Below are 26,601 nucleotides of genomic sequence, written 5' to 3'. Positions count from 1 at the left end.
TGTTGAGAGATGAGCATAGGGAACGTGCAACTGGCAGTCGAGCACTTGGAAATCGGCTACGCCGGTCAGGCCCTTTGCGAACCGATCAATCTGTCGTTGACGCCCGGTGCCGGTCTGGGAATCATTGGCGCGAATGGCAGCGGGAAATCCAGCTTGATCCGCACGGTGCTGGGCTTGCAGCCGGCGATCTCCGGTACGGTCAGCTTTCATGGTGCAGCCCTCGACGAAGGCTCGGCACGCTTCCGCAAGGACGTCGCGGTCCAGGTGAGCGACGGCGTATTCTTTGAAGAACTCACGGTGGCAGAACACCTTGAAATGGTGGCGCGAGGCCATGGGGTGCAAGACTGGAATGACGCGGTCACCCGAGAACTTGAGTTTTTCGAGCTGCAACAGGTTGCCAAGCAGCAGCCCCGGGAGTTATCTTCCGGGCAGCGGCGCAAATTGCTCCTAGCCGCGGCGCTGGTCCGCCCGGCAAGACTGTTGATCCTCGACGAACCCGAGCAGCGCCTCGACCAACGGATCAGGGTCCGGCTGTATCGCAGGCTGGCCCAGCTGCGCGAGCAATCCGTGAGCATCCTTGCGGTCACCCACGATCCGTTGATGATCCGCGACTGCCTCGAAAGTGCGCTGATGCTGCACGGCGGCCAGGTGCGAACGGTGGACGCGCAGTCCGGGGCGCTGTGGCTTGAGCGCTAGCAAGCAAGCCGACGAACTAGGCGGCTACGACCCACGGGAAATGATCACCCGGATGCGCAAGCGACGGGATCGTTCCGCGCGATTCGAGGCATTCTCCGATGCTTATATCTGGGTGCTGTTGGCGGTCATTGCCCTCGTCTATCTCTTCAGCGTGCTCTCCGGGGTGATCTTTGCCCTGCAGGGCGGTGGCATAGCGGCGCTGGATCTGCCAAGCGCGGTCTGGAACCTGCAGGATCTGGCGATCGTACTGATTCCGGCACTATTGCTCTGTGTATTTCGTGGGCTGCTCTACCTCGGCCCATGCGGGCTTTCCCCGGACAAGGCCAGCTGGTGGCTGCCGCTGCCCATCAAGCTCAGCGCCGTCAGGCAGCGTGCTCTCGGCAGCGCCATCGCGCTTGGTGCACTGGCGAATATCTTCGTCGGAGTCCTGTGGTTTGTGTGCCTCTTTGCGCTGTCCGGAGGATTCACCGCAGAAGTGCTGCTGCTGGGAATTGCTGCCGCCGCAGCATCCGGGGCGCTCTTGGGTGCCTTGGCCGCGCTCGCGCAAATCGGCGCCCGGCAAAGAGCCGCGCTCCGGGTGTGCCAGACGCTCTGGTCACTGCTCTTGCTGGGACTGAGTATTTCCTGGAGCCTGCTGCTGTTCGGGAACCGCTGGCTTCAGGGAGCCTACGGGCGGCTCGGAGAGCTGGTCTTTGAACCGAGCCTCTGGGCCGTTGCCTGCTCCGGGTTGCTAGTGCTCGCAGCGGCCGCCACATGGTTGGCGTTCAGCCGGATCGAGCGCTTGGACGCGAATTCCATGCGGCAGGCCGGGCAGGTACAGAACCAGCTGGTCGGATCGATGATCCAGATGGACCTGGGAGGAGTCCTGCCGGTGCCGAACGCGGGGCGCAACGCACGGACCAGATTGGCCCACGGTACGCTGCGCAGGTTGCCGGTGGTGCTTCAGATCTTGGTGCTGCGCTACCTGCGAGGCAGGCATTGGAATGGACCGCTGAGACTGGTCCTCACGGCCCTGGCCTTGACGCTGGGAGTCCGCGGCATCGCCAACCCGCTTGCGCTGACCGGATTCCTGGTGCTTGCACTATGCCTGCTGACGGAGAACCTCTCCCAAATGAACCGGCCACTGGCCAGCCAACCGGGTCTAGCCCAGCTGCTGGGATTGCCGCGGAGCCGGCTGGTACGCCCCGCCCTGGGGTTCACCTTGGGTTTGGCGTTCGGTGGGCTGCTCATCTGTTCGGCGTTGCCGGCCGCGCTGGGAATGATCCCGAGCGCGAATCTTTGGCCTTGGTGCGCCGGGCTGTTGGTGGCTGCCTGTGGCATCACGGCAGCGATGTGGGGCCGGGCCACGCGCGGGGAACGCGACTGGGAATCCTTGATCCTCGGATCAGCCAACGAGCTGCACACCGGTGCGTTGGCGCTCAAGGAATTTGGTCATTTCCTGCAGGCGTTGGCCTCGGGGCTGCCGATATTCTTCTTGCTTCTGGCGCCGGGGTCGCCGGTGCCGTGGGGAGTGTGGGCGCTGAGCACGCTATGCGCATACCCCGGCTATCTTGCCCTGCGCCGCGCCGGCGAACAGCAAACCGCAACGATCAGCTAGCCGCCGAGGACAGCGCGATGGCGGGCTACCCGTGCTCGGCCTGAACCGTGGTGGGCAACCCGCCGCCGTTTTTAATGCTCCGCGCCGTTAGCCGCGCAGGCCCTGCGGGTCGGGTTCGCCTTTGTAGTACTCGCCCAGGACCTTTTCCTTCAGCGCAAAGAAGCTGCCATCCTCGATGGCTTCACGGACCGAGTCCACCAGAGATACGGTGAAGTGCTCGTTGTGGATCGAAATGAGCGTGTGGCTGAGCAGCTCCTTCGACTTGTGCAGGTGGTGGATGTAGGCACGGGTGAAGTTCTGGCAGGTATAGCACGAGCAGCCATCGACCAGCGGGGTGAAATCGCGCTTGTAGCGGGCCCCCGAGAGGTTGAAGCGTCCGTGCGGGGTGTAGAACGCGGAATTGCGGGCCACCCGGGTGGGGGAGACGCAGTCGAAGGTATCGGCGCCGTTCTCGATGGCGGTGAAGATATCGTCCGGCTCGGAAATCCCCAGCAGGTGCCGTGGCTTGTTTTCGGGCAGTTCCTCGGAGCACCAGCCGACGATGGTGCCAAGGTTCTCTTTTTCCAAGGCGCCGCCGATGCCGAAACCGTCGAAGGCCATCGCGCCAAGGTTCTGGCAGGCCTTGCGCCGAAGGTCTTCATACTGGGCGCCCTGAATGACGCCGAACAAGGCCTGGTAATCCTTGCCCGCACGTGAATCGGTCAGTGCGAAGTGCTCGGCGATGCAGCGCTGGGCCCACAAGCGGGTGCGTTCCAAGGACTCAACCTGGTAGCCGCGCGAGTTCTGCAAGGTGGTCAGCTCGTCGAAGGCGAACATGATGTCTGCACCGATCTGGTGCTGCACATTCATCGAAATTTCCGGCGAGAAGCGGTGCTTGCTGCCGTCGAGATGGGATTTGAACCAGACGCCGTCGTCGTCGACATTTGCCAGGCGTTCCTTGCCTGGGGCTACCGCGTCGTCCGGACCGGACTGATCCACCGACTTCATGTCGATGACCTTCTTGAAGCCCGAGCCGAGGCTCATGACCTGGAAGCCACCGGAGTCGGTGAAGGTCGGGCCTTGCCAGCTCATGAACTTGCCGAGGCCGCCAGCCTCATCGAGGATGTCGGCACCTGGCTGCAGGTAGAGGTGGTAGGCGTTGGCTAGTACCGCTTGGGCGCCAAGCTCCGCTACCTGAACCGGGGTGAGTGCCTTGACGGTGGCTTTGGTGCCCACCGCGATAAAAGCAGGAGTTTTGATTTGCCCGTGCGGGGTGTTGATGACGCCGGTGCGGCCCAACATCTCCGAGCCTTCGGGGGAAGTGAGGCGCGTGCCTACCTCGAAACCGAATTCGGCTTGGCGGGAATGCGGGTTGCTGGGGTTAAAGTTCTTCTCGGACACGTACCAAGTGTGCCGTATGTGTAGCCGGGTGAGGAAAACGACAACCCGAAAGTGAGCCAAAACCTAGCGGTCGACTTGGTTAAAGGCGAATAATGCAAGTAACTGCACTGTGGCGAATGCGACGAAAGGATCCAGTGAATCTCCAGAATCTCAAGGAATCCGCGCGATCGTTGATAACCCTCGGACCTGCTCGGAAAGACCACTGGATCGGACTACGTACTGCCGTTGGCGTCTTCGCGCCGCTGATCTTCTTGCTCCTGATCGACCGGTTGGACCTGATGGTGTTCGTGGTCTTCGGCGCCTTTACCGGCGTCTACGGGCGCGTGGATGGCTACTGGAACCGATTGCGCATGCAGACCCGGTCCGGGCTGTTGTTCTTCGTGGTGATCGGGTTGGCGCTGCTGGCTTCGACCTTCTGGATCGACCATGACAATCCGGAACTCAAGGCCTGGCAGGTGGTGGGGGCGACAACCCTTGTCGCCGGCGTCTGCTCGGTAGTCACCGGGTATCTGCGGTTGCGTCCGGGCGGTTCGCTGTTCCATATCTTCGCCTTCGCGGCGATTGCCTCGATCGCCAAGCCCGCACCCTTTGGCGAAGCGATGTTCGCCGCGGCGGCGACGATCCTGCTGGCGCTGTTCATCGGGGCCAGCGGCGCCCTCGGCCAGTGGTCAAGCCTGTGGAAACGCACCCCGGTGCCGCCGTTGTCCGATAACGTGCGCAAGGCTATCTGGTGGGAAGGCCTGTTCTATGTGCTGACCGCTGGTGTGGCCGGTGCCCTGGCGAATATCGTTGGCAGCCAGGTCGAAGCGGGGCACAACTATTGGGCCATGGTGGCGGCCGTGGTTCCGCTCGCCGGACACACCACCGCGTTGCGCGTGCGCCGTGGCGTGCACCGTGTACTTGGCACCTTGGCCGGCATGCTGCTCATCGCGGTGTTGATCCTAATCAACCCGGCCATGTGGATACTAGTTGCCTTCATCGGGCTGTTCCAGTTCTTGGCCGAGATGCTGGTGATGCGCAATTATTTCCTCGCGCAGGTTTTCATCACTCCGTTGGCCCTGGTGGGCACCACCCTGATCACCGGGCTGTCCACCGCGGTGATGTACGACCGTGTGGTCGAAACGATCATTGGTTCCGCGGTGGGCATCCTGGGTGTCGTGCTCGGCAGCTGGTTTGGAAACCAAATCCGGCGGCGACTGGGAATCACCGAGTCAAACGGATAGCAACCTGGCTAAATATTGATTCCGACATGAGCTAATGCCTGACGGAGAATATTCCCGCGGCCCCCGGCAAACGCACCCTGAATGTCTTCGCTCAGTGCTTCCGCTGGCGATAGCCAGGTCAGTTCGAGCGCGTCTTGACGCGGGGTCGATTCACCACGCACTGGAACGATATAGCACATGGCCACGGCATGCTGGCGATCGTCGGTCAGCCCGGTCTCGCTGGGAGATGGGAAGTATTCGGCGACGGTGAAGGGGACCGGAGACGCCGGGAGCTGGGGGAGCACCATGGTGCCCAGATCCTTTTCAATGTGGCGGATCAGGGCGGCACGAATGGTCTCGCGGTACATGACTCGGCCGGAGACAAAGGTGCGCAGCATGTGCCCGGTCTCGTCGCCGGTGAGCAGCAAGCCCACCTCGTTGACGTAGCCAAGCGGATCGAGGCGCACCGGGATGGCCTCGACGTAGAGCATGGGGAGGCGTTGGCGGGCTTCGTAGAGGTCCTCCTCGTTGAGCCAGCCTGGATAAGGGTCGGGCGTACGCACGTTCATAGAACCATCTTCATACATATTTGCTCGACCGTGGTGAACTTCCCGCTGTGTTGCGCAATTCACTGCCGATCCGGACTTTCCGCTCTGGTGCATTAAAAGGCCGAACTGTAGGATTAGTTGAACCGTTTCACCTTATTTTGGCGGTATTTTTCTCCTCGAACTTCTCTCGGAAGCAGTGTCCAGCCTTGACGAACGCCCCAGAGCGCTTGAGCAAAAAGAACTTCACCACGATTACGGTGCTGATCGTATCCAGCTTCGTGGTAATCCTCAATGAGACCATCATGAACGTGGCGTTGCCCGTACTCATGGTCGAATTCAACGTCACCGCCGATGCTATTCAATGGCTGGCTACGATCTTTATGCTCACCATGGCCGTCGTCATTCCAATGACGGGTTTCCTCCTGCAGAAGATGAGCACCCGCAACGTCTTTCTGCTGGCCATGGGCATGTTTGCCCTCGGCACCACGCTGGCGGCGGTGGCCCCCGGCTTTGGAGTGCTGCTGGTGGCCCGCGTCATTCAAGCCTGCGGCACCGCGGTGATGATGCCATTGCTGATGACCACGATTCTCGATCTGGTCCCTCCATCGCGTCGCGGCGTGCTCATGGGCAACGTATCTATCGTGATCTCGGTGGCTCCTGCCATCGGCCCGACGCTCTCGGGATTGATTCTGCAGTACCTCTCGTGGCGCTTCATGTTCATCGTGATCATTCCGATTGCGATCCTGGCCCTAGTCATCGGCACTCCACGCCTAGGCAACGAGGCGGGTCAGGCCAAGACCCCGCTGTCCTTCGTCTCGATCCTGCTGGCGGTGCCCGGCTTCGGCGGTTTGGTCTACGGCCTCAGCCGCCTCTCGGCAGCCGGTGCGTCGCCGCTGAACCTCGGGATCCTCTTCGTCGCGTTGCTCTGCTTGGTGGCGTTCACCGTCTTGCAGAGCCGTCTGCAACGTGAAGACAAGGCGCTGCTGGATCTGCGACCGCTGACCTACCGCGACTTCACCCTGTCGCTGGTGCTGATGATGTTCGCGATGGTGGCGCTGTTCGGCGTGATCATCTTGCTGCCGATGTTCTTCACCAATGTGCTCGGCATGGAGACACTGACTACGGGCCTGATCATGCTGCCCGGCGGCCTGCTTATGGGTATCTTGGCCCCATTCGTCGGGCGACTGTATGACAAGGTAGGCCCGCGGCCATTGGTCGTTCCCGGTGCCTTGGTGCTCACCGCGGTGATGCTCGCCTATGCAATGATTCTGGATTCAACGACGCCGATCTGGCTTTTGGTCCTGTTGCATCTGGCGATGAGCCTGGGCCTGGCATTGATCTTCACCCCTGCGTTCACCACCGCGTTGAACCCCTTGCCGCATCACTTGCACTCGCACGGTTCTGCCCTGCTCTCCACCTTGCAGCAGCTCGGCGGCGCACTGGGCACCGCTCTGGTGGTTGGCGTAGTTGCCGCCACGACCGCTTCGAAGCTTGCCGAGGGAACCGACGAATTAGTCGCAGCCGTCGAGGGCTTCGCCCCGGGCTTCCTCGTGGGAGCCGCCTGCTCCGTGGGCATCCTCATCATCGGTTTCCTGATGGGTGGCAAAAAAGAACTCGTGGAGGCAGAATCCGAGAGTACTTCTGCCATGCACTAATCCGGCACCGTGCAAAACCCTCGCAGATAAAAATCTGTGGGGGTTTTGCCGTTCCCAAATGCGAACTCTTCTCAAATCTTCCCGTGGCCGTTAGGCTAAATCCCAAGTCAACAACGCAAAAAAAGGGGATTCGATGGAACTGCAGGATACTGTCGCGCTAGTCACCGGAGGGCTATCCGGTCTGGGCCGAGCAACGGCAAGCAAACTCGCGCAGAGCGCCACCCACGTGGTGGTGCTTGATCTTCCCCGTGAAGACGGAGACGAAATTGCGGCCCAGATTTCTGCAAATGTCCGTTACGTCCCCGCGGATGTCACCCGGGCCGAAGATGTGGCGCTTGCGGTGCAACGCGCTGCCGAGTTGGGGCATCTGCGCGTCGTGGTGAACTGTGCCGGCGTGGCGACTCCGGGCAAGGTGCTCGGCCGCGAGGGAGTGCTCCCGCTGGAGAAGTTCGCCAAGGTTCTCGAAATCAATGTCACCGGCACCTTCAACGTGGTGCGTCTCGCCGCCGAAGCAATGGCGCACAGCGAAGCCGTGCTCGATGCGCAGGGCACCAGCGAGCGGGGAGTGATCATCAATACCGCATCGGTGGCAGCCTTTGACGGTCAGATCGGCCAGCCCGCCTATGCGGCATCCAAGGGAGCCGTGGCCGCCATGACCTTGCCGTTGGCCCGCGAGCTTGCGGCGCACCAGATCCGCGTGATGACCATCGCTCCGGGAATTTTCCACACACCCATGATGGACTCGCTGCCGCAAGCGGCCCAGGATTCCTTGGGCGCGCAGGTACCGCACCCTTCACGGCTGGGACGGCCGGAAGAGTATGCGGACCTCGTGGCGCACATTGTTTCTAACCCAATGCTCAACGGAGAAACCATCCGACTGGACGGCGCCATCCGCATGGCTCCACGCTAGTCCTCGGCGCGCAACCCCCGCTGGTTGCGATGCTCGGCGTGGCTGATCTGGAACCGCCGGCTTTCGGCGCAGATGAACACGATTATTGCCATGAAAACCAGCAATGCTGCGAACCACAGCGGCGCGCTCTCCTGCCGCCAGGCCTGATAGGCGGCGGCGAACATGCCAAATCCGTAACCGGTGGCCAAGGCGTGGCGGCCGCGCTCGGTCTGCGCGAATCCGGCGGCCAGGAGGGTAGCTAGAACGGTGACGATGCTGATCGCCAGCAAGTGCTCCGGCCGGTTCCAGCCGGCCGCGGAAAACCACAGCTGCAGGGTGAAGGTCAGCGAAAAGCCGGTGAAAAAACTGACCGGCAAATCGGTTGCGATACGTTCTAGGTGATTGCGGGCGGTGTGCCTGTTCATTTGGAACATGCCGTACAGCCCGAAACCGGTAGCCAGGGTGGCCAGCAGGGCGCCAGGCCAGAGGAGGAACCCGGCGGTGAAGGTCAGCGCGCAGGCCATGAGCGCCACGGCGGATAACCCATAGACGGTGATGGCCCGCTGCCTGCGTGAAGATAGCTGGTGCGGCAGTACCGAGTATCCTGCACTGGCGATCATGGTGATCGCTATGGCCGGCCACACGAAGGCGAGCACCGGCGAGGTATCGAGCAAGCCGCCCTGGGTGCTGGAACTGGTATCCAAAGCGGTGTTCAGCGAGGTGACCAGCAGCAGGACCCCGGCCAGGGCAAAGAGCGCTGCACGGACCTTGTCGAAGTTTTCCACCGCAGGATTGGGGCGGCGATCCGGGGCGGCGTAGGGCAATTGCAGGCTCTGCTTCTGCGAGGCCTCGGCGATCGCCTCCTGGGCCGAGTCCACTAGCGAACGCAAATTCTCGGTGGGCTGCGGCTCTGCCATCGGGGTACCGTCCTTGGGTAGGCACTTCTTCGACTGCGGTATCAATAACCGCCAGGTGTGTGCAACAGCCTAGGATAGTCCAACGGATTTTAGAAGAGCCGCAGGCTAAGGCGCCTCGATTAAGCGTTGCCGCGAGCTGAAACTGCGCGGCTGCCCGCTTAGCGGGTCGGTGAATGAAATCGTGTGCGCCAGCAGCTGCAGGGGGCGCGAATAATCATCTGGTGCCAAATCCCACAACCGCGGGTAGAAGGCGTCGTTGATGATGCCCAGCCCCAGCGAGGCAAGGTGAACCCGAAGCTGGTGGGTTTTACCCGAGAGCGGGTCCAGCTCCATCAGCGCGACCGGCAGGCCGGCATGGTGACCCTTGCTGGTGCCGAGGGAACCGAGCGAGATCCGCGTCTGGGCATTGGGAATCCCGTCTTCGACGGTGGCACGCAACTGGCCTTTGACCTTGGCCATCCGGTTTTCGAAGACCAGCGGCATGCGCTGCAGCAAGCCATGTAATTCTTCGGTGCTCCGTACATTGGGGTGTTCCCCATTGGCTTCGAGCACTCGCCCGGTTTCCAAGCCGTCGCCCGGCTGCAGGGCGACGACCGCCTGGTATTTCTTGGAGATCTTTCGATTCTCGAAAAGCATCTGATATGCGCCGCGGGTCCGCGGGTTCGCTGCGAAGAGGATGACACCTGCGGTGGCGCGGTCCAAGCGGTGCATGGGAACTAGCTCGGGGTTTCCGGTCTGGTTGCGAAGGCGCACCAGCGCGGATTCTTGAATGAAACGGCCGCCCGGTGTGGAGGGCAAGAAGTGCGGTTTGTCCACGGCGATCAGGTGCTCGTCCTGATGCAGGATTTTTGCTTCGAAGGGGATCGGTGTCTCAACCGGCAAGGAGCGGTAGTACCAAATGAATTCGTGCTCGCCCAGGGTGGTACTGGCGCTAAGCGGCACCCCGCCTAGGCCCACGATTTCCTGCTCTTCGAAGCGGCGCATGAGCCCTTGCGGATCCACATGGCCGAAGCGTTCGAGCAAGTAGTCGGCCACGGTTTCCCACGGTCCGTTCTTCGGCACACGCAAACGTGTTGCGTTGACGCCATTACGAACCGGGAGTGGGGAGAGCATTGCCATGGGACCTATTCTTTCATTGCCTGGCAATTCGGGCAGTAATAGCAGTCTCGTTCCATCCCGGTTTTCTGCCCGGCAAGCTTGAATACCGCCACGCTCGTCCCGCAGCGCAGACAAGGCCTCGCGGCGCGGCCGTAGACCCATAACGGTTCTCTGGTGCGGGGATCCCCGGTGGTGACACGGCGGCCGCGGTCCTTATTGAGCTGCAGGAGACGGTGGGACATCGAGATGACCGCGGGCAGGTTCTCGACCTCGCCCACGGGGGTCAGCGGATGAACTCTGGTGAGGAACAGCACCTCGCAACGGTAGATATTGCCGATTCCGGCCAGCAGGCGTTGGTCCAGCAGCGCCTCTCCGATGACCCGCTCGGGCTCGGCGAGCAGGTTCAGGGCGGCAAGCTCGGGATCCCAGTTGTCCCCAAGCAGGTCCGGTCCGAGGTGGCCGACCAGCCCCTGCTCCTCGGCGGTGGGCACCAGCTGGAGCTGGGCGATATCAAACCCGACGGCCGTCCAGGGAGCGGTATGCAGCGCTACACGGGCGGTATGCGCCGGACGCTTCCAGCGTTCCGCCGGCGCGTAGAGATCCCACCGGCCATCCATCAGCAAATGTGAATGCAAGGTCAACGGCGCCTGCCCGCTGCCTTCGGGTGGGCTCAAGCGCATCAGCAGGTGCTTGCCGCGCGGCCGAACCTCGTGAACGGTGTAACCCGCCAGATCGGTGGTGGCCAGCTGCGGCACCCGGAAGTCGCTGCGGATCAGCCGCTGGCCGGCCAATGCCTGGTGCAGCCGTGCGGTGGCACGGTATACCGAATCGCCTTCGGGCATGGGACTCCTTCGTTTTGTCGACTACCGGCGGAACCGGATGCCCTGCGGAGTTGAATAGAATCCCGCCGTGAGCAGCGGTGCCGCCAACGGGTGGGAACTGACGGCCTGGCCATTAACCGTTGCGATGGCGATCTTGTCGATCTTCGCGGCCCGCAAGACCGCCACCAATTCGGTGGCGAGGAGCTGCCAGGCCTCTTCTGTGTGCTCCCCGAAGGTCAGGACCGTGCGGCCACCGCGTTCAAGATAGAGGCTCAGCGATCCGTCGAGCAGGCCGACCACGGCTCCTGCCTTGCGCCCCGGGCGGTGCCCGGTGTCGCCGACCGGCCAAGGCAGCGCCGCGCCGTAGGGATTGGCAGGATCGGTCGAGGCCAGCACGGTTGCGGCTGGTTTGCGGCGTGGGTCCTCGGGCAAGGAGAAGCCGCGCAACCGGTCGATGGTGTTGGATGTGGAGAACTGGGCGGCGCCGAGCTTTTCAACAAAGTAGCCGCGACGGGCGTGGCCGGCTTCCTCCAACTTGGTCAGGACCCGGTAGAGCTGGCCGAAACCTCCGGGGACGGATTCGGCGGCGACCGAGCCACGGGTGAGCACCCCGTAGCGTTCGAGCAATACCTCGGCGGTAGCATGCGCGGTGATAGTCGGGTCGCTGACCGGGACAGGAAGCAGGGACCATCTGGCCCCGCCGCGAATGGAACGGGCAGACTGCCCGGCTTGTTCGCGGGCCAAGCGGTTCAGGCCGGAAAGCCTGTTCAACCGGGCGGCGCGGGCACGCGGAGCCGGTTTGGCGATCTTGTGCGCGGTGCTGCCGCCGGCAAGGTAGCCGCGCACCGGGGCGAGGGTGTCAGGCGAAATAAGCCCCGCCCAGAACAGGTTCCAGCAGGAGTCGGTGACTTCCTGGGTCGTCGGCCGAGCCTCGTCCTCCGACCCGATGCGCGCGGCGAGCTCCTCGGTGAAGTAGGCGCCGGTGCTTTGGAATGAATTGAGTACCTTGAGATCCAGTGCGGTCAGGGCGCTGGCGTCTCCGCCGGAGAGGGTCAGTCCGGCATGCTCGGTGGTGTGCAAGGAGAGCCAACCATCCTTGCCGCCGGCGGCGCCTGCACCGCAGATCAGCACGTCGCCGGAACTGGTCAGTTCGTCGAGCCAGGCGCTCTGGTAAGCGCGCAGCCGGGCCGGGAGAATGAAGGATTCGAGGGCGGAGGCGGGCAGCTCGGAACCGGCCAGCTGGCCGATCACCTCGTAGAGCCCGTCGCTGCCCGACAGCTGGGAACCGACCTGTTGCCAGGCCGGCAGGAACCGCGCGTAGGTGGCTTGGTCGAGGGGTTCCACCTCGGCGCGCAAGGCCGCCAGGGACCGGGTGCGGATGGTGCGCAGGACCGACACGTCGCTGAACTCGTCTCCGGAAATGCCTTCCGGGACCAGTTCCAGCGGTCGGAAGGCGCCGAGCGACAACCGTCCGGCGGCAACCAGCCGGTCCAGCACCGGACGCAGCAGGGCAACTCCCAGGCCCAATGTGGCCGCCAGCTCGGTGGCGGTGAATGGCGTGTGCGTGCGTGCGTAGCGCGAGACGAGGTCTTCGACCGGATGCGCTGCGGGTTCCAGAAACACTGCCGGGATCCCGGTGGGCAAGGGCGTGCCCAAGGCGTCGCGAAGCTTTGCGGCGTCTTCGATTGCCGCATAGCTCAGCTCGCCACCCAAGCGCAGGGTGAAGGCGCGGCGGGTCGCGACCAGCGCCTCGGCGTGCGCTCGCGCGGCCGGCTCGTCGAGTTGTTCAGCTTCGTGCTCCGGGTGACGCAGGCGCCGGGCAAGTTCCGGCGCGGTGAGCGGGCCGAGCAAACGCAGCAGATCCGCGGCGCCCTCCAAGCCGGCGAACCGGCGGTTCGCCGCCAGATGCTGAAGTTGCTCACCGAGCTGCGCGATCACTTGGGCGTCGAGGACCTCGCGCACATCGTTGCGGCCAAGCAATTCGCCAAGCAGCACCGGGTCCAGGCTCAGCGCCGCGGCCCGGCGCTCGGCCAACGGAGCATCCGACTCATAGAGGAATTGAGCCACATAGCCAAAGAGCAAGGATTGCGCGAACGGGGAAGGAAGCTGAGTCTGCACTTCAACCAGGCGGATGGCCCGCGAGGAGACCTGGGAGAGGATTTCGCTCAGCGCCGGCAGGTCATAAACATCATTCAGGCACTCGCGCACGGTCTCCAGGATAATCGGGAAGTCCGGGTAGTTGCGTGCGACATCCAGCAGCTGGCTCGCCCGCTGGCGCTGCTGCCACAGCGGGGTGCGCTTGGTCGGGTTGATCCGCGGCAGCAGCAGCGCACGGGCGGCGCACTCGCGGAACCGGGCGGCGAACAGCGCCGAGTTGGCTACCTGCGAGGTGACCACGTCGACGATTTCATCCGCTTCGAAGGCAAAGAGCTCGGCTCCTGGAGGTTCGTCGTCCATCGCGGGGATGCGCAGCACGATCCCGTCGTCCGCGGCCATCGCGGAGGCATCCAACCCCCAGCGTTCGCGCACCCGGGCGCCGATGGCCAAGGCCCACGGGGCATGGACCGAAAGCCCGAAGGGAGAATGCAGGATCACCCGCCAGTCGCCGAGCTCGTCGTGGAATCTTTCGATAACGAAGTTCTGGTGGTTCGGTACCTGGCCGGTGGCACGGCGCTGCTCGCCCAGGTAGTTCAGCAGGTTCTGCGCGGCGTAGGGATCCAGTCCGCCGGACTCTAGCCGGGCCGCGGCGCTGCCGCCTTCCTCGGCAAGCAGCCCGGTAGTGAATTTTCCCAATTCGGCGCCGAGCTCAACGGGGCGTCCCAGCCCGTCTCCGTGCCAGAAAGGCAATTTGCCCGGCTGCCCGAAGGCGGGGGTCACCAGCACCCGGTCATGGGTGATGTTCTCGATGCGCCAGCTGGTGGCGCCGAGCGCAAAGACATCCCCGACGCGGGACTCGTAGACCATTTCCTCGTCGAGCTCGCCCACGCGTTTGGGCGCCTTGTCATCCTCGGACCCTGCGAGAAATACCCCGAATAGGCCCCGGTCCGGGATGGTTCCGCCCGAAATTACCGCAAGCCGTTGCGCACCGGGGCGGGCGGTGAGGGTACCGGCGTCGCGGTCCCAGATGAGCTTGGGCTTGAGCGTGGCGAACTCATCGGAGGGGTACTTGCCCGAGAGCATATCCAAGGTCGCCAGGTATACGCTGCGCGGAAGCTTCTGGTAGGGAGCCGCCCGGCGGACGGTATCGAACCAGGCCTCGACGCTCAGCTCGTCCATCGCCACCGCTGCCAGGGTTTGCTGGGCGAGCACATCCAGCGGGTTGGCGGGGATGACCATTTTCTCGATGGCGCCCGCTCGCATCCGCGTGACCACCAAGGCGGTGGAGAGCAGGTCCGCGCGGTGCTTCGGGAAGAAAATGCCTTTGGACACCGAACCGACCTGGTGCCCTGCGCGGCCTACCCGCTGCAGCCCGGAAGACACCGAATTGGGGGACTCCACCTGGATGACCAGGTCAACGAGTCCCATATCGATACCGAGTTCCAAGGAGCTGGTGGCGACGACCGCGCGCAGGCGGCCGAGCTTCAAATCTTCTTCGATTTGGGCGCGGGAATCCTTGGAGACCGAACCATGGTGCGCCCGGGCCAAAAGCGGTGCCTGCGGGTCGCTGGGCGCGCTGGATCCGGCTTGGGCCATCATCGCCGCCGGGCTGGAGCTTGCGGTATTCTCGGCGGCGAAGCCTTCGCGTTCGGCGTAGATTTCGTTCAGCCGCCCGGTGAGCCTTTCGGCCAGCCGACGCGAGTTGGCGAAGATGATCGTCGAGTGGTTTGCCAAGACCAGGTCCACCAGCTGGTTTTCCACATGCGGCCAGATGCTTGCGCCGGCCGTTGGCGAAGAACCGGGGCCCAAATCGTGGGCGCCCGCCGCCGAGGGTAGATCGGTCATATCCTCTACCGGGACCCGCACCGCCAGTTCCCATTTTTTGGTGGAAATGGGACGCACAATATTTGCCGGGGCCGAACCGGCCAGGAAGCGGGCTACCTCTTCGGCAGGTTCCACGGTGGCCGACAACCCAATGCGTTGGGCTGGGGTGGGCAGCAGGGCATCGAGGCGTTCAAGGGACAACGCCAGATGGGTGCCGCGTTTGGAACTGGCGATGGCGTGGACCTCATCGATGATGATGGTGTGCACCGTGGCCAGGGTTTGCCTCGCCTGGCTGGTCAACATGAGGTACAGGGATTCGGGCGTGGTGATCAGGATATCCGGCGGGTTCTTCAGTAGCTGACGGCGCACATTGGGGGGAGTGTCTCCCGAGCGCACGCCCACCGAAACCGAGGGCTGGGAGATCCCAAGCTGATGGGCCGTGGCGCGGATTCCGGCTAGTGGGGAGCGCAGGTTTCGTTCGACGTCCACGCCCAGCGCCTTCAGCGGGGAAATGTAGAGCACCTTGGTGCCGCTGCCCGAGCCTTGGGACTTCTCCGGCTCGAGACCCGGAAGGGCGGGCTTGGGAATCTCGGCCTGATGGAGCCGGTCCAGCGCCCAGAGGAAGGCTGCGAGGGTTTTGCCCGAACCGGTGGGAGCGATCACCAGCGTATGGTGCCCGCTGGAGATTGAATCCCAGGCGCCTTGCTGGGCCGCGGTTGGCTCGGTGAACACGTCAGTGAACCACTGGCGGGTCGCGGCACCGAACCGGGAAAGAATCTCACTCATATCTTCGATCTTAGGGGTGCGAACCGACCAAGCGAGGCCTTGCGGCATCCAAAGCCGAACTGAATTGCGCTGCTGCCAGGGGCGCTATTCGCTCTGTCTGCCCCATAGCGTGACGCACATGCTCAGCTTCGACAAATTAGGTTGCGTTTCTTCGCTGTTGGGAGAAGTAACAAAGCAGGACCGAAGAAACTTCGGTTCCACTTCAGGACGTGGCGCCACGTCCTGAATCAGTAGGGCAGGCATTTATCTCTCGTTTACCGATGATGCTAAGCAACTCAGCACCGTCTCTAGGCTCAACTTATCTCTGTGGTGTCCGGTTCGTTCTGAAAATTTCGACACCCCTACTTAAGTATGATTTACAAGTATTTCGGCATTGACTATGCTCAATATAGCAAATCGTCAGGAGTAAGCAGGTCTTCTGTTCGGTGAGCTTTCCCTTCGAGGGCACGGTACCCCTCGGTTTAGGCTACAGGCAACGCAGGAGGAAAATGCTGAAATTTTTTGGACTAACCAAGGATGACGCAGATGATGGAACATTGCCCATCTGGCAGGGTGCAAACAAGAAAAAACGGGTAATCTACTTTTCAGTTTCCCTAGTTCTGGCGATAGCTGTCTTTTTTGTAACGTCATGGTTGCTCGCAGACGTGCAACCAAAAGACTTCACCAAATATATCCCCGGCATGTTTGCATCGGGACTGCTCTTGTTTTCTACCGTGGTATCTGAACGCTCACTGCTGCGTGCTAAAGAAGGGCCCACGCGAAACGAAGACGAGCAGTAAATAGATAAGGCAACGTCCTTTTGTTTATATTTTGGAGAATGTGTGTCGATGTTTAAAAGCGCGTTGTGATGCTTTGCTCGGGGGTTCTCGTAGGAACTCTTCTAGTAGCAGCACCAAGCAGTGCTCTTGCGGCTGAAAGCCCTACCGTACCTTCAGTCGCTGTCGGGCAGCCCAAGGCGGTGGCGCTCGATCTGACTTCAAACCGGTTCGAAGATTGCCCTACGACAAATATTGAGGCCCCGAAAGCTAGCAAGCTCGGCGATAATCTAGGTCCCGGAATCACGGAAGAATTTGATACGGCAACACTCGTGGTTATCAACAAGTCGCGGATCGCCGCGGGCGAACCGGCTTTCGGAGTAAATGTCAAAGCTATGCGTTATTTCGATTCTGGACGGATCGCAACCCTGAGCGCTAACCCAGATCTTTCATCAGTTATCCAACGGCTGCCGAAATCCTCTACCAATGGATTCCCGGTGGCCGTTGCTGATTCAGTCCGCGCCAAAGGGCGCCTGAACCACCGACGCTGAATGCCAGGCTCCACGCACCCGGACCAAAATAGCCTTTCAAAACCTAAGAAACAAGGGGAACAGCTACTTCCCGTTCAGGCAGTCAGCAATCCGTGCCGCCACCGCTGGAACAGCTTGCCGATACCCTCCTGCAACTGGCATAGCAACTGTGCTTCTGGCGCTCTCGCCGGGATCAACAGCCGGCGTTGCCGACCACCTGAAACGATTTTCCCTGCCATCGAGAACAACCGGTACCGCCACCGCTTCAAATCCCACACCGAAGCCTCATGACCACCAGGCAGCACCGCCAGCTGCAGCCAAGACACCAAATTGACCGCGAACATCGCCAGGTCCGCCCATGCCTGATTCGCCGCAAAAGACCAATACGGCAGCTTGCCCAACCCCGTATTCTTCAACGTTTTGATCCGATTTTCGCACCTGCCACGCGCCCGATGCCGGGCATCGAGGAACGCCACGTTGAACCGTGGGCTGTTGGTCAAGAACGCGGTCACCCGGTTGCCGTCCGTATCGAACAGGTTCGCTTTCGCCCCGGGATGCAACGGCTCAGCACGTAGGTAAATCCGAGTTCCAGGCGGGTATTGCCTCAACTCCAAGACCTTCGTTGCATCAATCACCCACGCGTTATCTCGTTGACCACCATCAGCGTCCAGCGCTGGTTCCCAGTACTTCTTCTCATCGATCCACCGGATGAACCGCTCCTTGAGCACCGGCAAAGAATACGAGGTGGAGAATTGGACCCCCAATGAATCCAGATGGTGCAAGAACTCGCGGGAAGAGCCGGCACTGTCGGTACGGACCAAGATCTTCTCACCACGAAGGTTCCCGTCCTCGTCATAGAAATTTTCAGGCAGTTGGGCTAGGGCTTGGCTGAGCACCTCGATATGCGAGGCGGCGGAATTCGCGCCCCGGTTGCCTGGGCGCAACTGCACGGCGAGGACTTCGCCGGTGCCGTTGGCTTTGCCATAGTCTGCCATGGCGATCATCGGTGAGAACCCGTATCCGCCTTTGTAGGTGCCAGCACTATTTTGTTTCTCGGAATGAACGTGCACCAACGAGGCATCAATGTCGATGGTTAAAGGGTTCTTTGCCGTGGCCTGCCGGGCAGGATTCCGCGGCCCGGCAGCATTCCAGACTTTGGTGCGCAGGCTGCGGGTCATGGTGGCGAACCCGTAGGAGAAAGCTTCTGGCTGATCTTTGATCCGGCCCATGAACCGGCTGACCGTGGCATCCGACGCCACGGAGCCAAAGAGCTCTGGTGCGGCTCGTAGCTGGTCGATGTCTGTGGCTTGCTCGCCGCCAGCCGCCAAGGACAGGGCCAGTGCGCCGAGGATGTTTCCTGGACGGTGCGTTGCGGTGGCGGGTACGAATTGCGAGAATCTGTCTTCGCAGACCCTGCGGAAGTCCACCGCGTTCAGGAAACTGGTCAGCACCGACAACCCTGCATGGGAGACCAGGGTTTGGCCGGTGAGTTGGGTCGGGATGGCAGGGAAAACTTGGGTAGAATGGTTCACTGAAAAGGTGATCCTTCGAACGGGTATTTTGGAAGCTTAGACACTCCCATTTTCCCAGTTCAGGTCACCTTTTCATCTTTTAAGTCAGTTAATGACTACCGGCCTTCATGAAATACCCGGGCTAGAGCAGATCTGCCTTGAAACCTACGACCGAATCGTTGGGCTGGAACTTGAAGACCTCACCGTTGACGGATGCATCGTCAAAGCACCTTGCGGTGGCGAAGCCGCCGGGAAATCCCCGGTAGACCGCGGTAAACAAGGTACTAAACGCTCACTGCTGACCGACGGGAAAGGTATCCCTCTGGGCTGCGTGATCGCACCAGCTAACCGCCACGATTCACCTTTGTTGCGCCCCACGTTGGAACGTCTTTCACGCTTCGCCTACTTTCTTCCAGAGCGGATCACCGTGCATCTGGATGCTGGCTACGACAGCCAGAAAACCCGTGACCTGCTCGATGAGCTGGGGTGCGGCTACATCATCAGTACCAAAGGTGAACCGCTGCAGGCTGGGGCGCGATGGGTGGTAGAACGAACCAACTCCTGGCACAACCGTGGGTTCAAGAAACTGTCCATCTGCACTGAACGTACCGCACGGGTCATTGACGCTTTGATCAGTTTCGCGAATAGCATCATCATTCTTCGAAGGTTGATCAAGGAAGCATGGGTGAGTCATCGTTGGGATTCAAGGCCAAAACGAAAGCCTAAATAATCGCGTTGTGCCTATTGGCGGGATTTCTTAGGGTAAAAATATCTTCCCCACCACTGAACAAAAGCCTGGAACACCTATGCTCATGGTGCTCCGGGCTTTTGCCTTGACTGCCGTAAGTACAGCATTAGTCCTCAGGCAAACCGCCCTGGACAGCTCGCGAAAAGAGCTGTCGTGCCGCTGGAGCCGGTCCAGCGCCCAGAGGAAGGCTGCGAGGGTCTCGCCAGAACCGGGAAAGAATCTCACTCATATCTTCGATCTTAGGGGTGCGAACCGACTAAGCGAGGCCTTGCGGCATCCAAAGCCGAACTGAATTGCGCTGCTGCTAGGGGCGCTATTCGCTCTGCCGTCCTCTGCTGCCCGGCCCGGCGGTTGACCTGACCCCCAGTCGCAAATGCGGCTTGCTGCGCCAACTCGTTTTGGCTCTGGCCATCGAATGTGAGGCTCGCGTCGAGCCGCTTCGAGCGGTCGAATCCAATCGAATATTTGAACGTTAAAGAATGCGGTAGGGTGAGCTTTGGTCGGTTTTTCGCGTTGCCGACCACCGATTCCGGCCAAAAATCGGTGATTCTTGGCACAATCGAGTGCCCGGAATGAGAGCTGAATCGCTCCACCTTGTAGTGCCCATCACCCTTCTGACCCCATGTTTCGGCACTTTAACTGGCGTCCTGCTTCCAGCCCCGGCAGCAGGCAGGCAAATTGGCGGTTCGAATTAGTTCCCTAGAATTTTCTCTGGCCGAGAATTTGCTGCTGATCAAGCGCAAGGGCCGAACCGAGTGAAAGAGGCAGCTCCGTAAAGCCGAACTGACCGAACGTATCCGCGACCCCGCGGCCAAGCTGAGCGAAGGAACGAGATGACCTTGAATGAAGCCGGACCCTGGTCCGGGCGCGATGACGGTCCCGGGGTGCAGAACGCACGCTGGCACAACACCATCAAGCCGTGGCGGCCAGGCGCGGGAGCCGGTGCCACGCTGCTGGGCTTCGCCAGCGACGAGGGCGTGCGCCGCAACAAGGGCCGCACCGGGGCCAAGACCGGCCCCGCGGCGCTGCGCGCGGCGTTGTCTTCCATCGCTCTTCAGGAGCCGGCCAACCTCTTCGACGCCGGTGACGTGATGGTTGAAGGCCAAGAGCTAGAAGCGGGCCAGGAAGAATTCGCGAATGCGCTAGCCGGCCTGTTGCGCGACGGCCAATTCACCGTGGGGCTGGGCGGCGGACACGAGATCACCTTCGCCTCTTATGCAGGCATCGCCAAAGCGCTGGGTGCCGCCGGTCCGTGGAGCCTGGGCTGCCTGAATATCGACGCGCACTTCGATTTGCGCGTCGCGCAGGCGGCTACCTCGGGCACCGGGTTTGCGCAGATCGCCGCGGCCGAGGCGGCCGCGGGCCGTCCATTCCGCTACGCAGCGGTGGGCATTTCCGAGGCGTCCAACACCAAGCTGCTCTTCGACCGTGCGCAGGACCTCGGCGTGCAGGTGCTGCTCGACACCGAATGCCACCTGGGCAATCTCGATGCGGTGCGGGAATTTGTTGCCGGCTTCGCCGGCTCGGTGGATCACCTGTACCTGACCATCGATCTGGACGCCTTGCCCGCGTCGGTGGCGCCGGGGGTGAGCGCGCCGGCCGGCTACGGCATTGTCCTGGAGGTGGTGCGTGCCATCGTGCTGGCGGCAGCGGCCAGCGGCAAGCTGCTTCACGCAGACATCGCCGAATTGAATCCCGACTTCGACATCGACCAGCGCACCGCCCGCACCGGTGCCCGCCTGGTCCACGACCTCATCATGAGCAAAGGGTAAAAGCTATATGGATATACAACTTGACCTGGTGCAGACTTCGGCCCTGGCGATGATCTTGCTGGCCGGTGGCGAATGGGCCCGGCGCAGGATTGGCTTCCTGCAGCGCTTCTGCATCCCGGCCCCCGTGGTGGGCGGCTTCTTGTTCGCGCTGCTGGTGCTGGCGCTGCGTCAGACCGACGTCGCGCAGATCCAGCTCGATACCACGCTGCAGACTCCTGCCATGGTCGCGTTCTTCACGACCATCGGCCTGGCCGGTTCGCTGGCCACCATCAAAAGGGGCGGCAAGCTGCTGCTCATCTACTTGGTGGCCTGCTGGTCCCTGGCGATCATGCAGAACGTGATCGGGATGGGGATGGCCAAAGCCGTCGGTATCGAGCCGATGCTCGGCATCATGGCCGGGGCGGTAGGCCTCGAGGGCGGGCACGGCAACGCCGCGGCCTTCGGCCCGACCGCCGAGGCCATGGGTTTCGAGGGTGCGACCACGGTGGCGATTGCCTCGGCAACCTTCGGCCTGGTGGCCGGCAGCATGCTCGGCGGCATGACCGCTAACTTCCTGGTGGCTCGGCATAACGTGCAGATCCCCGAGAAGGCCGGGCTGCTGGGCAAGATGGCAGTTGCCGGGACCGTAGCCAAGAACATGGTGACCGGCGCCAATGCGGCCGGAGGCAAGGACGGCGCGGCTGCGGTAGCCACCGACCGGCGGACCGGGGACGCCAACGCCGAGGGCGAAGGACTCCAATACAACCGGCTGCTGACCGTCTTGGTGGTCATTGCCGCGCTCATGGTTGCCGGCACGGTGCTCGGCGGCTGGCTTTCGGAGATCACCGGCCTGACCCTGCCCGCGTACGTGGGGGCGATGATCGTTGCGGTGATCTTCCGCAACGTCAATGACAAGCTGGGCTGGTTCAAGATCAGCGACGAAGCGGTCGAGCTGATCGCAAAGTTCACCCTCGGTTTCTTCCTGACCCTGGCGATGATGAGCCTGAAGATGTGGGAGCTCGCCTCGCTGGCCGGCCCGCTGGTTCTCATCCTGGTGGTGCAGGTGCTGTTCATTCTGGCGTTCGCCGTATTGGTGGTCTTCCGGATGCTCGGCAAGGACTACGACGCGGCCACCATGGTCGCCGGCTTCATCGGCCACGGCATGGGCGCCGCACCCAACGCGCTGGCCAATATGGATGCCTTCAACTCCAAGTTCGGCGTCCGCTCCGAGCGGGCGTTCCTGATCGTCCCGCTGGCCGGCGCCGTGCTGATCGACATGGTGGCGCTGCCATGGATCGTGTGGTGCATGAACCTGGTCGGCTAGCCGAGCCAGAGGAGCCAACCCGCCGGCCACTGGCCGGCGGGTTGCTGTCTTTGCGTCCCGAGAAATCGATCTCTGTTGCCGGTTTTGCCCCAGGGACTGCGCCAGCTTGGGGTGTTCCAACTCTAGGTCCTGTGCGCTAGCACCGGTCTACACGTGGTGGTATTTGCCTCCGGCGAGGATGTCCTGGGCGCGGTAGAGCTGTTCGGTGAGGATCAGCCGCACCAGTTGGTGGGGGAAGACCAGCTTGGACAGCGACCAGGCGAAGTTCGCGCGCTGGTGGACCGAGGCGTCCACCCCGTAGGCGCCGCCGATGATGATGACGACATTGCGCGAGGAATCGATCGGAGCACGAAGCGTGTCCGCCAGCGTGGGGGAGTCCACGTTCTTGCCGCGTTCGTCCAAGAGCACCACGAAGTCATCCGCGGAGATCTTCGCCAAGATCCGTGCCGATTCCTCGGTGCGTGCCGCGTCGTTCTCGCGCGATGAATGGTTGAGCAGCTGCCAGGACAAATCGAAGGGCTTCTTCAGGCGTTTTGCGTAGCGGGAGATTCCCTCCTCCACCCAGGACTCGTGCTTCTTGCCAATGGCTAAAACCTTGATCGTCATGTGACTATTCTTCCGCATGAGCCGGCATCGCCGGTGCGCCCGGCTGGCCACTACGATGGAAGTCATGAGATCTTCCTGGTACTTCCGTCAAGGTCAACGGCCCCGCGGCACGCAGATCCTGTGGATCATCTTTGGTCTCGTGGTTGCCATGTTCTATTTCACCCGCCGCGTGCTGGTCTCGCTGCATGTGGGCGGCTGGGCCAAAGACCTGGATGAGCCGGCATACCGCTGGGTCTTGGAGCATCAGGTCCCCGCGTGGCAATCCCTCGCCGACCTGCTGTACTTCTGGGGTTCCACCCCGGGAATGACGCTGATCATGCTGGTGCTGACCGGGTTGCTGTGCTGGTTCACGCGCAGCGTTTGGCCGTTGGCGGCGGTCGCATTAACGGCGCTGGTCTCGGTGCTGCTGACGGTGCTGCTGAAGGCGAATCTTCGGGTGCCGCGTCCGCAAGGGATCCCCGGCGGACCTGCGCCGCCCGAATCGTTCTCGTTTCCCAGCGGGCATACGCTGAACGCGATGGCGCTGATCGGCATCGCCAGTTACCTGGCCATCGTCTACGGACTGCGCCGCTACGCCTATCTGATCGCGACCCTGGCCGGACTGTTTATCCTCGCCATGGGTGCCTCGCGCATCTACCTTGGACATCATTGGGTCTCGGATGTGGTGGTGGGGCTGCTCATCGGGGCCGCCTGGGCCGCGGTGGTAGCGATCCTGCATTTCTACTTCGTGCCCCGGCGGTCGGTGGCTAGCCGCCCATCACGCGGATCGGCGAACCCTTAGCCCAGGCGCGGATGTTTTCCACCGAGTCACGGTAGAACATTTCGAACTGTTCGGCGGTCACGTAGCCGATATGCGGGGTGGCGATCAGCCCGCGCGTGCGGGTGAGCTGGTCGAGCACCGGCAGCGGTTCCACATCGAATACGTCCACGGCCGCCAGCCGCAGCAGCTGGTTTTCCAAGGCGGAGATCAGCGCCGGGGTTTGCACGATGCGGCTGCGCGAGGTGTTCACCAAGATCGCTTCGGGCTTCATCCAGGACAGCTGCTTGGCGGAGATGGCCCCGGTGCTGCGCGCGGAGAGCTTCAAGTGGACGGTGAGCACGTCGCTGGTGGCGAAGAGCTCGGCCTCGGAGACCAGCTCGACGCCCACTTCGGTGGCCCGGGCCTTGGTCAGGTTCTGGCTGTAGGCGATCACCCGCATGCCGAAGGCCAGTCCGACCTTGGCCACCCGCGAGCCGAGATTCCCCAAGCCATACACGCCCAGGGTTTTCCCGGCCAGCCCGATGCCGAAGGACGACTGCCAGGGCGCGGATTCGGTGCGCGGCGAGTCGGTGGAGAACAGTTCCACGTCGAGCCGGCGGGCGGCGGCGAGAATCAGCGCCCAGGTGTGTTCCACGGCGTCGGTCGGAACGTACCCGGTATGGGTAACGAGCACATCGTGCGCCGCGGCAGCGTCCAGGTCGATCGATCCATTGCGCCGGCCGGTGGAAACCAGCAGCTTCAGGTTGGGCAGCCGCTGGAAGCGGGCTTCGCTGAAGGGTGTGCGCTCGCGCATCGCCACGATGGCATCAAAGGGTTCCAGCGCCGCGCAGACGGCGCTGTCCTCGTGGCCGAGGTGCTCGTTGAAGACGGTCAATTCGGCGTTCAGCTCGGCCGCGAGCTCGTCGAAATCCGCGAAGTCGCGAGCCGCGTTCTGGTAGTCGTCCAAGATAGCAATGCGCATGCCTTCATCATATGCGTGGGCGGGCTTTGGCACCGCAGCTTTGAGCCAATGAGTCGGCCGCGCGGGACCGGAAGGGCAGGCGAAGACACAAAGAAGGTGGCGTCCGCATTGGACTATGCGGACGCCACCAGCAGCTGCTGCAGATTACTCGATGACCTCGAAGGAGAGCTCCTCGGTGAAGGAGCGGCCGTGGACATCGGTAGCGGTGACCGTGGCGGTGTGTGCTCCCACCGTCAAATCCGTGGGCAGCTCAAGACGCCACAGGTGGTTGGTCTTCTCGGCCAGCCCGCCACCGTGGACGAACTGTTCGGCGATGGCCACCGGATCGGAGTATTCGGCGCCCACCAGTGGTCGTTCCCCCGCCATCTGCTGGGTGCGGGTGGCCAGCGAAGCTTCTTCGCCATCCAGAGTGACCTCCACGCTCGATCCGGTGCTGCCCATCCAGAAGTTCGTGGTCAGCCAGGTCTCTGCGGAGAGCTCGGCTTGGCTCACGGACAGCGGATTTTCAAGTGGGTCCACCGTGCCGCGTGGCTGGTCGACATTTTGTGCGTACCACTCGCGGTAGGCCGGGGTGTTCAGGCCCAGGGCCATCTGCTTGGTCTCGTCGCCGCCGGTGACGGTGAAGCGTTCGGTGATGACGTCATTCTTGATATCGAGGGTCAGTACACCCGGAGGGGTGCCATCACGCTGAATGGACGTGGGGTATCCGCTGTCAGTGACTCGGCCCGCGTACCACTGCCCGGAGACCGCCGGGACCGTCAGGTGGGTGAAGGGCAGTCCCTCCGCCCCAACCTCGTCACGCCATCCGTCCAGCAGATCCCCGGCACGCAGGTTCTCGGACATGTGGGTATGTCCGCCCAGCGACACGACTTCGCGGCCCTCAAGGATCTCGTAGATTTCCTTGACCTGCTTGGTGGTGTGCGAATCGCTGTAGAAGAATTCCAGCAGCGGGCTGTGCCCGGCCAGCACGATGGCCTTGTTCTTGGGAACGTTGGCTATATCCGCGCGCAGCCATTGAAGCTGCCGCTCGCCCAGATCATAGGTGTAGTCGCTCTTCTTGGCGGGAACTTTCGTGGGGTACGCGATGGTGCTCAGCGCGACCACGTGCGTCTTGCCAGCGTCATAGGAGTAGTACTCCGGACCGAATTGGGCGCGGTAGCTGTCGAATTCGTGCTCGCCGTCCAGGGCGTCAAAGTCCATGTCGTGGTTGCCCGGAAGGAAGCGTGCCGGCCCGTTGAGCATGGAGGTCAGCTCTCGGGTCTGCGCGAACAAGGACAGGTCATCTCCGACCAAGTCGCCAATGAACAGCGCCCCGCATCCGGTGTAATCGGTGCGCTCGGCCAGATCGGTGAAGACGCCGTTGCGGGCGAATTCAACTTCTTCCTGGTCGTAGGTCTGCACGTCCGCGCCGATGAGGCAGCTCTGCTCCGGGGACTGGGTGGCGGAGCTGCGGGTCAGCGGGAAGTTGACGGCTTGCGGCAGCGGGCCGGTGGGCTCGATTCCGCCGTATTTCAACTCCGGTGAACCTTCCGAAAGGTGGGTGTAGGAGAACTGGGCGACGTTGTTTTCATCAACCGGCACCTGGTAGCCGCGCGGTTGGGTGACGAACATGGTCATATTCTCGAAGGACGGCAATTCGTAGCGTCCCTGGCCGTCCGTGGTGGTCACCTCGCGTCCGTTGGAGACGGCGACCCCTGGCCTGCCCGGCTCGTTGGAGTCATGCTTGGAGTTTTGGTTGCTGTCCTCGAACACCACACCATTGATGGTGTTCGGGGTTACAGCCTGGTCTTGGGTGGAGGTGGGAATCGTTTCGACGGTGCCGCGGTAGGCGCTGGATTCCCAGGTGGCGCCGGATGTATTAGCCGGTTCCGGAATAGGGGAGGAATTCGCTGCGGTAAGGGCAACTGAGGTTGCAACGACGACCAGAGCGCCTGCGGTGAGTCGTACGGGGGTGATGCGATTGGTTTTGCCGGGTCGAGCGAATGATTTCACGAACGTTCCTCCGGGGTGGTGACCATCTGCCGGACCTTTGACCGGCCAGAGCCAACGTTGCCAGCCGGAGGTAAATAGCAAGCCCTGCTGAGGTAATCTCGAATAATCGATCTCGTTAAAACTAACTCGGTGTCTTGGGCTTATTTAACGTGT

20 protein-coding genes and 1 pseudogene are annotated in these 26,601 nt (G+C 62.3%); 11 read left to right on the top strand and 10 right to left on the bottom strand.

The window, feature by feature from the left end; all coding sequences use genetic code 11:
* Positions 1-9 precede the first annotated feature (9 nt).
* The gene (locus tag CQ017_RS09200; protein ID WP_105553468.1) at positions 10-696 is read left to right on the top strand and encodes an ABC transporter ATP-binding protein; all 687 of its coding nucleotides are present in this window, start codon (positions 10-12) and stop codon (positions 694-696) included.
* Positions 686-2,293 (top strand): DUF6297 family protein, encoded by a 1,608-nt coding sequence (locus CQ017_RS09195; RefSeq protein WP_146112462.1) that lies wholly within the window; start codon positions 686-688, stop codon positions 2,291-2,293. The genes CQ017_RS09200 and CQ017_RS09195 overlap by 11 nt, the downstream gene beginning before the upstream one ends.
* 87 nt (positions 2,294-2,380) lie before the next feature.
* Here CQ017_RS09195 and tgt read toward each other — a convergent pair whose 3' ends face one another.
* The gene (gene tgt / locus CQ017_RS09190; RefSeq protein ID WP_181150525.1) at positions 2,381-3,673 is read right to left on the bottom strand and encodes a tRNA guanosine(34) transglycosylase Tgt; all 1,293 of its coding nucleotides are present in this window, start codon (positions 3,671-3,673) and stop codon (positions 2,381-2,383) included.
* A gap of 134 nt (positions 3,674-3,807) precedes the next feature.
* On the opposite strand from tgt, the gene CQ017_RS09185 reads away from it, so the two are divergent.
* Positions 3,808-4,896 carry an FUSC family protein gene (locus tag CQ017_RS09185; RefSeq protein WP_258133564.1) on the top strand — a complete coding sequence of 363 codons (1,089 nt, stop codon included), beginning with the start codon at positions 3,808-3,810 and terminating at the stop codon, positions 4,894-4,896.
* Between the two features lie 8 nt (positions 4,897-4,904).
* On the opposite strand, the gene CQ017_RS09180 is transcribed toward CQ017_RS09185, so the two are convergent.
* Positions 4,905-5,444, bottom strand: coding sequence for an NUDIX hydrolase family protein (locus CQ017_RS09180; RefSeq protein ID WP_096285505.1), 540 nt, complete (start codon positions 5,442-5,444; stop codon positions 4,905-4,907).
* A 185-nt stretch (positions 5,445-5,629) separates the two neighbouring features.
* Here CQ017_RS09180 and CQ017_RS09175 point away from each other — a divergent pair, with 185 nt between their 5' ends.
* Together CQ017_RS09175 and CQ017_RS09170 are read left to right on the top strand one after the other, a co-directional pair.
* Positions 5,630-7,078 carry an MDR family MFS transporter gene (locus tag CQ017_RS09175; protein WP_105553465.1) on the top strand — a complete coding sequence of 483 codons (1,449 nt, stop codon included), beginning with the start codon at positions 5,630-5,632 and terminating at the stop codon, positions 7,076-7,078.
* Between the two features lie 133 nt (positions 7,079-7,211).
* The gene (locus tag CQ017_RS09170; RefSeq protein WP_105553464.1) at positions 7,212-7,988 is read left to right on the top strand and encodes an SDR family NAD(P)-dependent oxidoreductase; all 777 of its coding nucleotides are present in this window, start codon (positions 7,212-7,214) and stop codon (positions 7,986-7,988) included.
* Here CQ017_RS09170 and CQ017_RS09165 read toward each other — a convergent pair.
* The 4 genes from CQ017_RS09165 to CQ017_RS09150 all read right to left on the bottom strand — a co-directional run bounded on the left by CQ017_RS09165 (position 7,985) and on the right by CQ017_RS09150 (position 15,510).
* Positions 7,985-8,884 carry a hypothetical protein gene (locus CQ017_RS09165; RefSeq protein ID WP_105553463.1) on the bottom strand — a complete coding sequence of 300 codons (900 nt, stop codon included), beginning with the start codon at positions 8,882-8,884 and terminating at the stop codon, positions 7,985-7,987. The two genes, CQ017_RS09170 and CQ017_RS09165, sit on opposite strands and share 4 nt — an antisense overlap.
* A 105-nt stretch (positions 8,885-8,989) precedes the next feature.
* Positions 8,990-9,997: a pseudouridine synthase gene (locus tag CQ017_RS09160; RefSeq protein ID WP_105553667.1), complete on the bottom strand. Its 1,008-nt coding sequence runs from the start codon at positions 9,995-9,997 to the stop codon at positions 8,990-8,992.
* Positions 9,998-10,008: 11 nt separating this feature from the next.
* Positions 10,009-10,824: a DNA-formamidopyrimidine glycosylase family protein gene (locus CQ017_RS09155; RefSeq protein ID WP_105553462.1), complete on the bottom strand. Its 816-nt coding sequence runs from the start codon at positions 10,822-10,824 to the stop codon at positions 10,009-10,011.
* A 21-nt stretch (positions 10,825-10,845) separates the two neighbouring features.
* Complete coding sequence (locus CQ017_RS09150; protein WP_105553461.1) at positions 10,846-15,510, bottom strand: ATP-dependent helicase; 4,665 nt, start codon at positions 15,508-15,510, stop codon at positions 10,846-10,848.
* A 488-nt stretch (positions 15,511-15,998) separates the two neighbouring features.
* On the opposite strand from CQ017_RS09150, the gene CQ017_RS09145 reads away from it, so the two are divergent.
* Both CQ017_RS09145 and CQ017_RS17880 read left to right on the top strand, forming a co-directional pair.
* Entirely contained in the window at positions 15,999-16,289 is a 291-nt protein-coding gene (locus CQ017_RS09145; protein WP_105553460.1) for a hypothetical protein, read from the top strand.
* A gap of 179 nt (positions 16,290-16,468) precedes the next feature.
* Complete coding sequence (locus CQ017_RS17880; RefSeq protein ID WP_146112461.1) at positions 16,469-16,816, top strand: hypothetical protein; 348 nt, start codon at positions 16,469-16,471, stop codon at positions 16,814-16,816.
* Between the two features lie 74 nt (positions 16,817-16,890).
* Here the strand turns inward: CQ017_RS17880 and CQ017_RS09140 are convergent, their stop codons facing one another.
* Complete coding sequence (locus CQ017_RS09140; protein ID WP_105553459.1) at positions 16,891-18,327, bottom strand: IS1380 family transposase; 1,437 nt, start codon at positions 18,325-18,327, stop codon at positions 16,891-16,893.
* 118 nt (positions 18,328-18,445) lie between these two features.
* On the opposite strand from CQ017_RS09140, the pseudogene CQ017_RS09135 reads away from it, so the two are divergent.
* The 3 genes and pseudogenes from CQ017_RS09135 to CQ017_RS09125 all read left to right on the top strand — a co-directional run.
* A pseudogene (locus CQ017_RS09135) lies at positions 18,446-19,036 on the top strand (transposase); the annotation flags it as partial.
* 851 nt (positions 19,037-19,887) lie between these two features.
* Complete coding sequence (gene hutG, locus CQ017_RS09130; protein WP_105553458.1) at positions 19,888-20,826, top strand: formimidoylglutamase; 939 nt, start codon at positions 19,888-19,890, stop codon at positions 20,824-20,826.
* A 7-nt stretch (positions 20,827-20,833) separates the two neighbouring features.
* Positions 20,834-22,129 carry a sodium/glutamate symporter gene (locus tag CQ017_RS09125; protein WP_105553457.1) on the top strand — a complete coding sequence of 432 codons (1,296 nt, stop codon included), beginning with the start codon at positions 20,834-20,836 and terminating at the stop codon, positions 22,127-22,129.
* Between the two features lie 147 nt (positions 22,130-22,276).
* Here the strand turns inward: CQ017_RS09125 and CQ017_RS09120 are convergent, their stop codons facing one another.
* Positions 22,277-22,735: a 23S rRNA (pseudouridine(1915)-N(3))-methyltransferase RlmH gene (locus tag CQ017_RS09120; RefSeq protein WP_105553456.1), complete on the bottom strand. Its 459-nt coding sequence runs from the start codon at positions 22,733-22,735 to the stop codon at positions 22,277-22,279.
* Positions 22,736-22,799: 64 nt separating this feature from the next.
* Here CQ017_RS09120 and CQ017_RS09115 point away from each other — a divergent pair, with 64 nt between their 5' ends.
* Positions 22,800-23,516, top strand: coding sequence for a phosphatase PAP2 family protein (locus CQ017_RS09115; protein ID WP_181150524.1), 717 nt, complete (start codon positions 22,800-22,802; stop codon positions 23,514-23,516).
* Here CQ017_RS09115 and CQ017_RS09110 read toward each other — a convergent pair.
* Together CQ017_RS09110 and CQ017_RS09105 are read right to left on the bottom strand one after the other, a co-directional pair.
* On the bottom strand, positions 23,482-24,456 hold the full coding sequence (locus CQ017_RS09110; RefSeq protein WP_105553454.1) for a D-2-hydroxyacid dehydrogenase family protein: 975 nt from the start codon (positions 24,454-24,456) through the stop codon (positions 23,482-23,484). The two genes, CQ017_RS09115 and CQ017_RS09110, sit on opposite strands and share 35 nt — an antisense overlap.
* Before the next feature lie 144 nt (positions 24,457-24,600).
* The gene (locus tag CQ017_RS09105) at positions 24,601-26,448 is read right to left on the bottom strand and encodes a calcineurin-like phosphoesterase family protein (RefSeq protein ID WP_105553453.1); all 1,848 of its coding nucleotides are present in this window, start codon (positions 26,446-26,448) and stop codon (positions 24,601-24,603) included.
* Positions 26,449-26,601 lie beyond the last annotated feature (153 nt).

The organism is Arthrobacter sp. MYb224 (genome assembly GCF_002975455.1).
Lineage (GTDB): Bacteria > Actinomycetota > Actinomycetes > Actinomycetales > Micrococcaceae > Glutamicibacter.
The sequence above is the reverse complement of the archived record's forward strand: the minus strand, read 5'-3'. Positions and strand labels throughout refer to the sequence as shown.

Coding starts and splice junctions, on each gene's coding strand:
- CQ017_RS09200 (WP_105553468.1), top strand. CDS start 10: ATGAGCATAGGGAACGTGCAACTGGCAGTCGAGCACTTGGAAATCGGC.
- CQ017_RS09180 (WP_096285505.1), bottom strand. CDS start 5,444: ATGAACGTGCGTACGCCCGACCCTTATCCAGGCTGGCTCAACGAGGAG.
- CQ017_RS09170 (WP_105553464.1), top strand. CDS start 7,212: ATGGAACTGCAGGATACTGTCGCGCTAGTCACCGGAGGGCTATCCGGT.
- CQ017_RS09165 (WP_105553463.1), bottom strand. CDS start 8,884: ATGGCAGAGCCGCAGCCCACCGAGAATTTGCGTTCGCTAGTGGACTCG.
- CQ017_RS09160 (WP_105553667.1), bottom strand. CDS start 9,997: ATGCTCTCCCCACTCCCGGTTCGTAATGGCGTCAACGCAACACGTTTG.
- CQ017_RS09155 (WP_105553462.1), bottom strand. CDS start 10,824: ATGCCCGAAGGCGATTCGGTATACCGTGCCACCGCACGGCTGCACCAG.
- CQ017_RS09150 (WP_105553461.1), bottom strand. CDS start 15,510: ATGAGTGAGATTCTTTCCCGGTTCGGTGCCGCGACCCGCCAGTGGTTC.
- CQ017_RS09145 (WP_105553460.1), top strand. CDS start 15,999: ATGCTGAAATTTTTTGGACTAACCAAGGATGACGCAGATGATGGAACA.
- hutG (WP_105553458.1), top strand. CDS start 19,888: ATGACCTTGAATGAAGCCGGACCCTGGTCCGGGCGCGATGACGGTCCC.
- CQ017_RS09125 (WP_105553457.1), top strand. CDS start 20,834: ATGGATATACAACTTGACCTGGTGCAGACTTCGGCCCTGGCGATGATC.
- CQ017_RS09120 (WP_105553456.1), bottom strand. CDS start 22,735: ATGACGATCAAGGTTTTAGCCATTGGCAAGAAGCACGAGTCCTGGGTG.
- CQ017_RS09115 (WP_181150524.1), top strand. CDS start 22,800: ATGAGATCTTCCTGGTACTTCCGTCAAGGTCAACGGCCCCGCGGCACG.
- CQ017_RS09110 (WP_105553454.1), bottom strand. CDS start 24,456: ATGCGCATTGCTATCTTGGACGACTACCAGAACGCGGCTCGCGACTTC.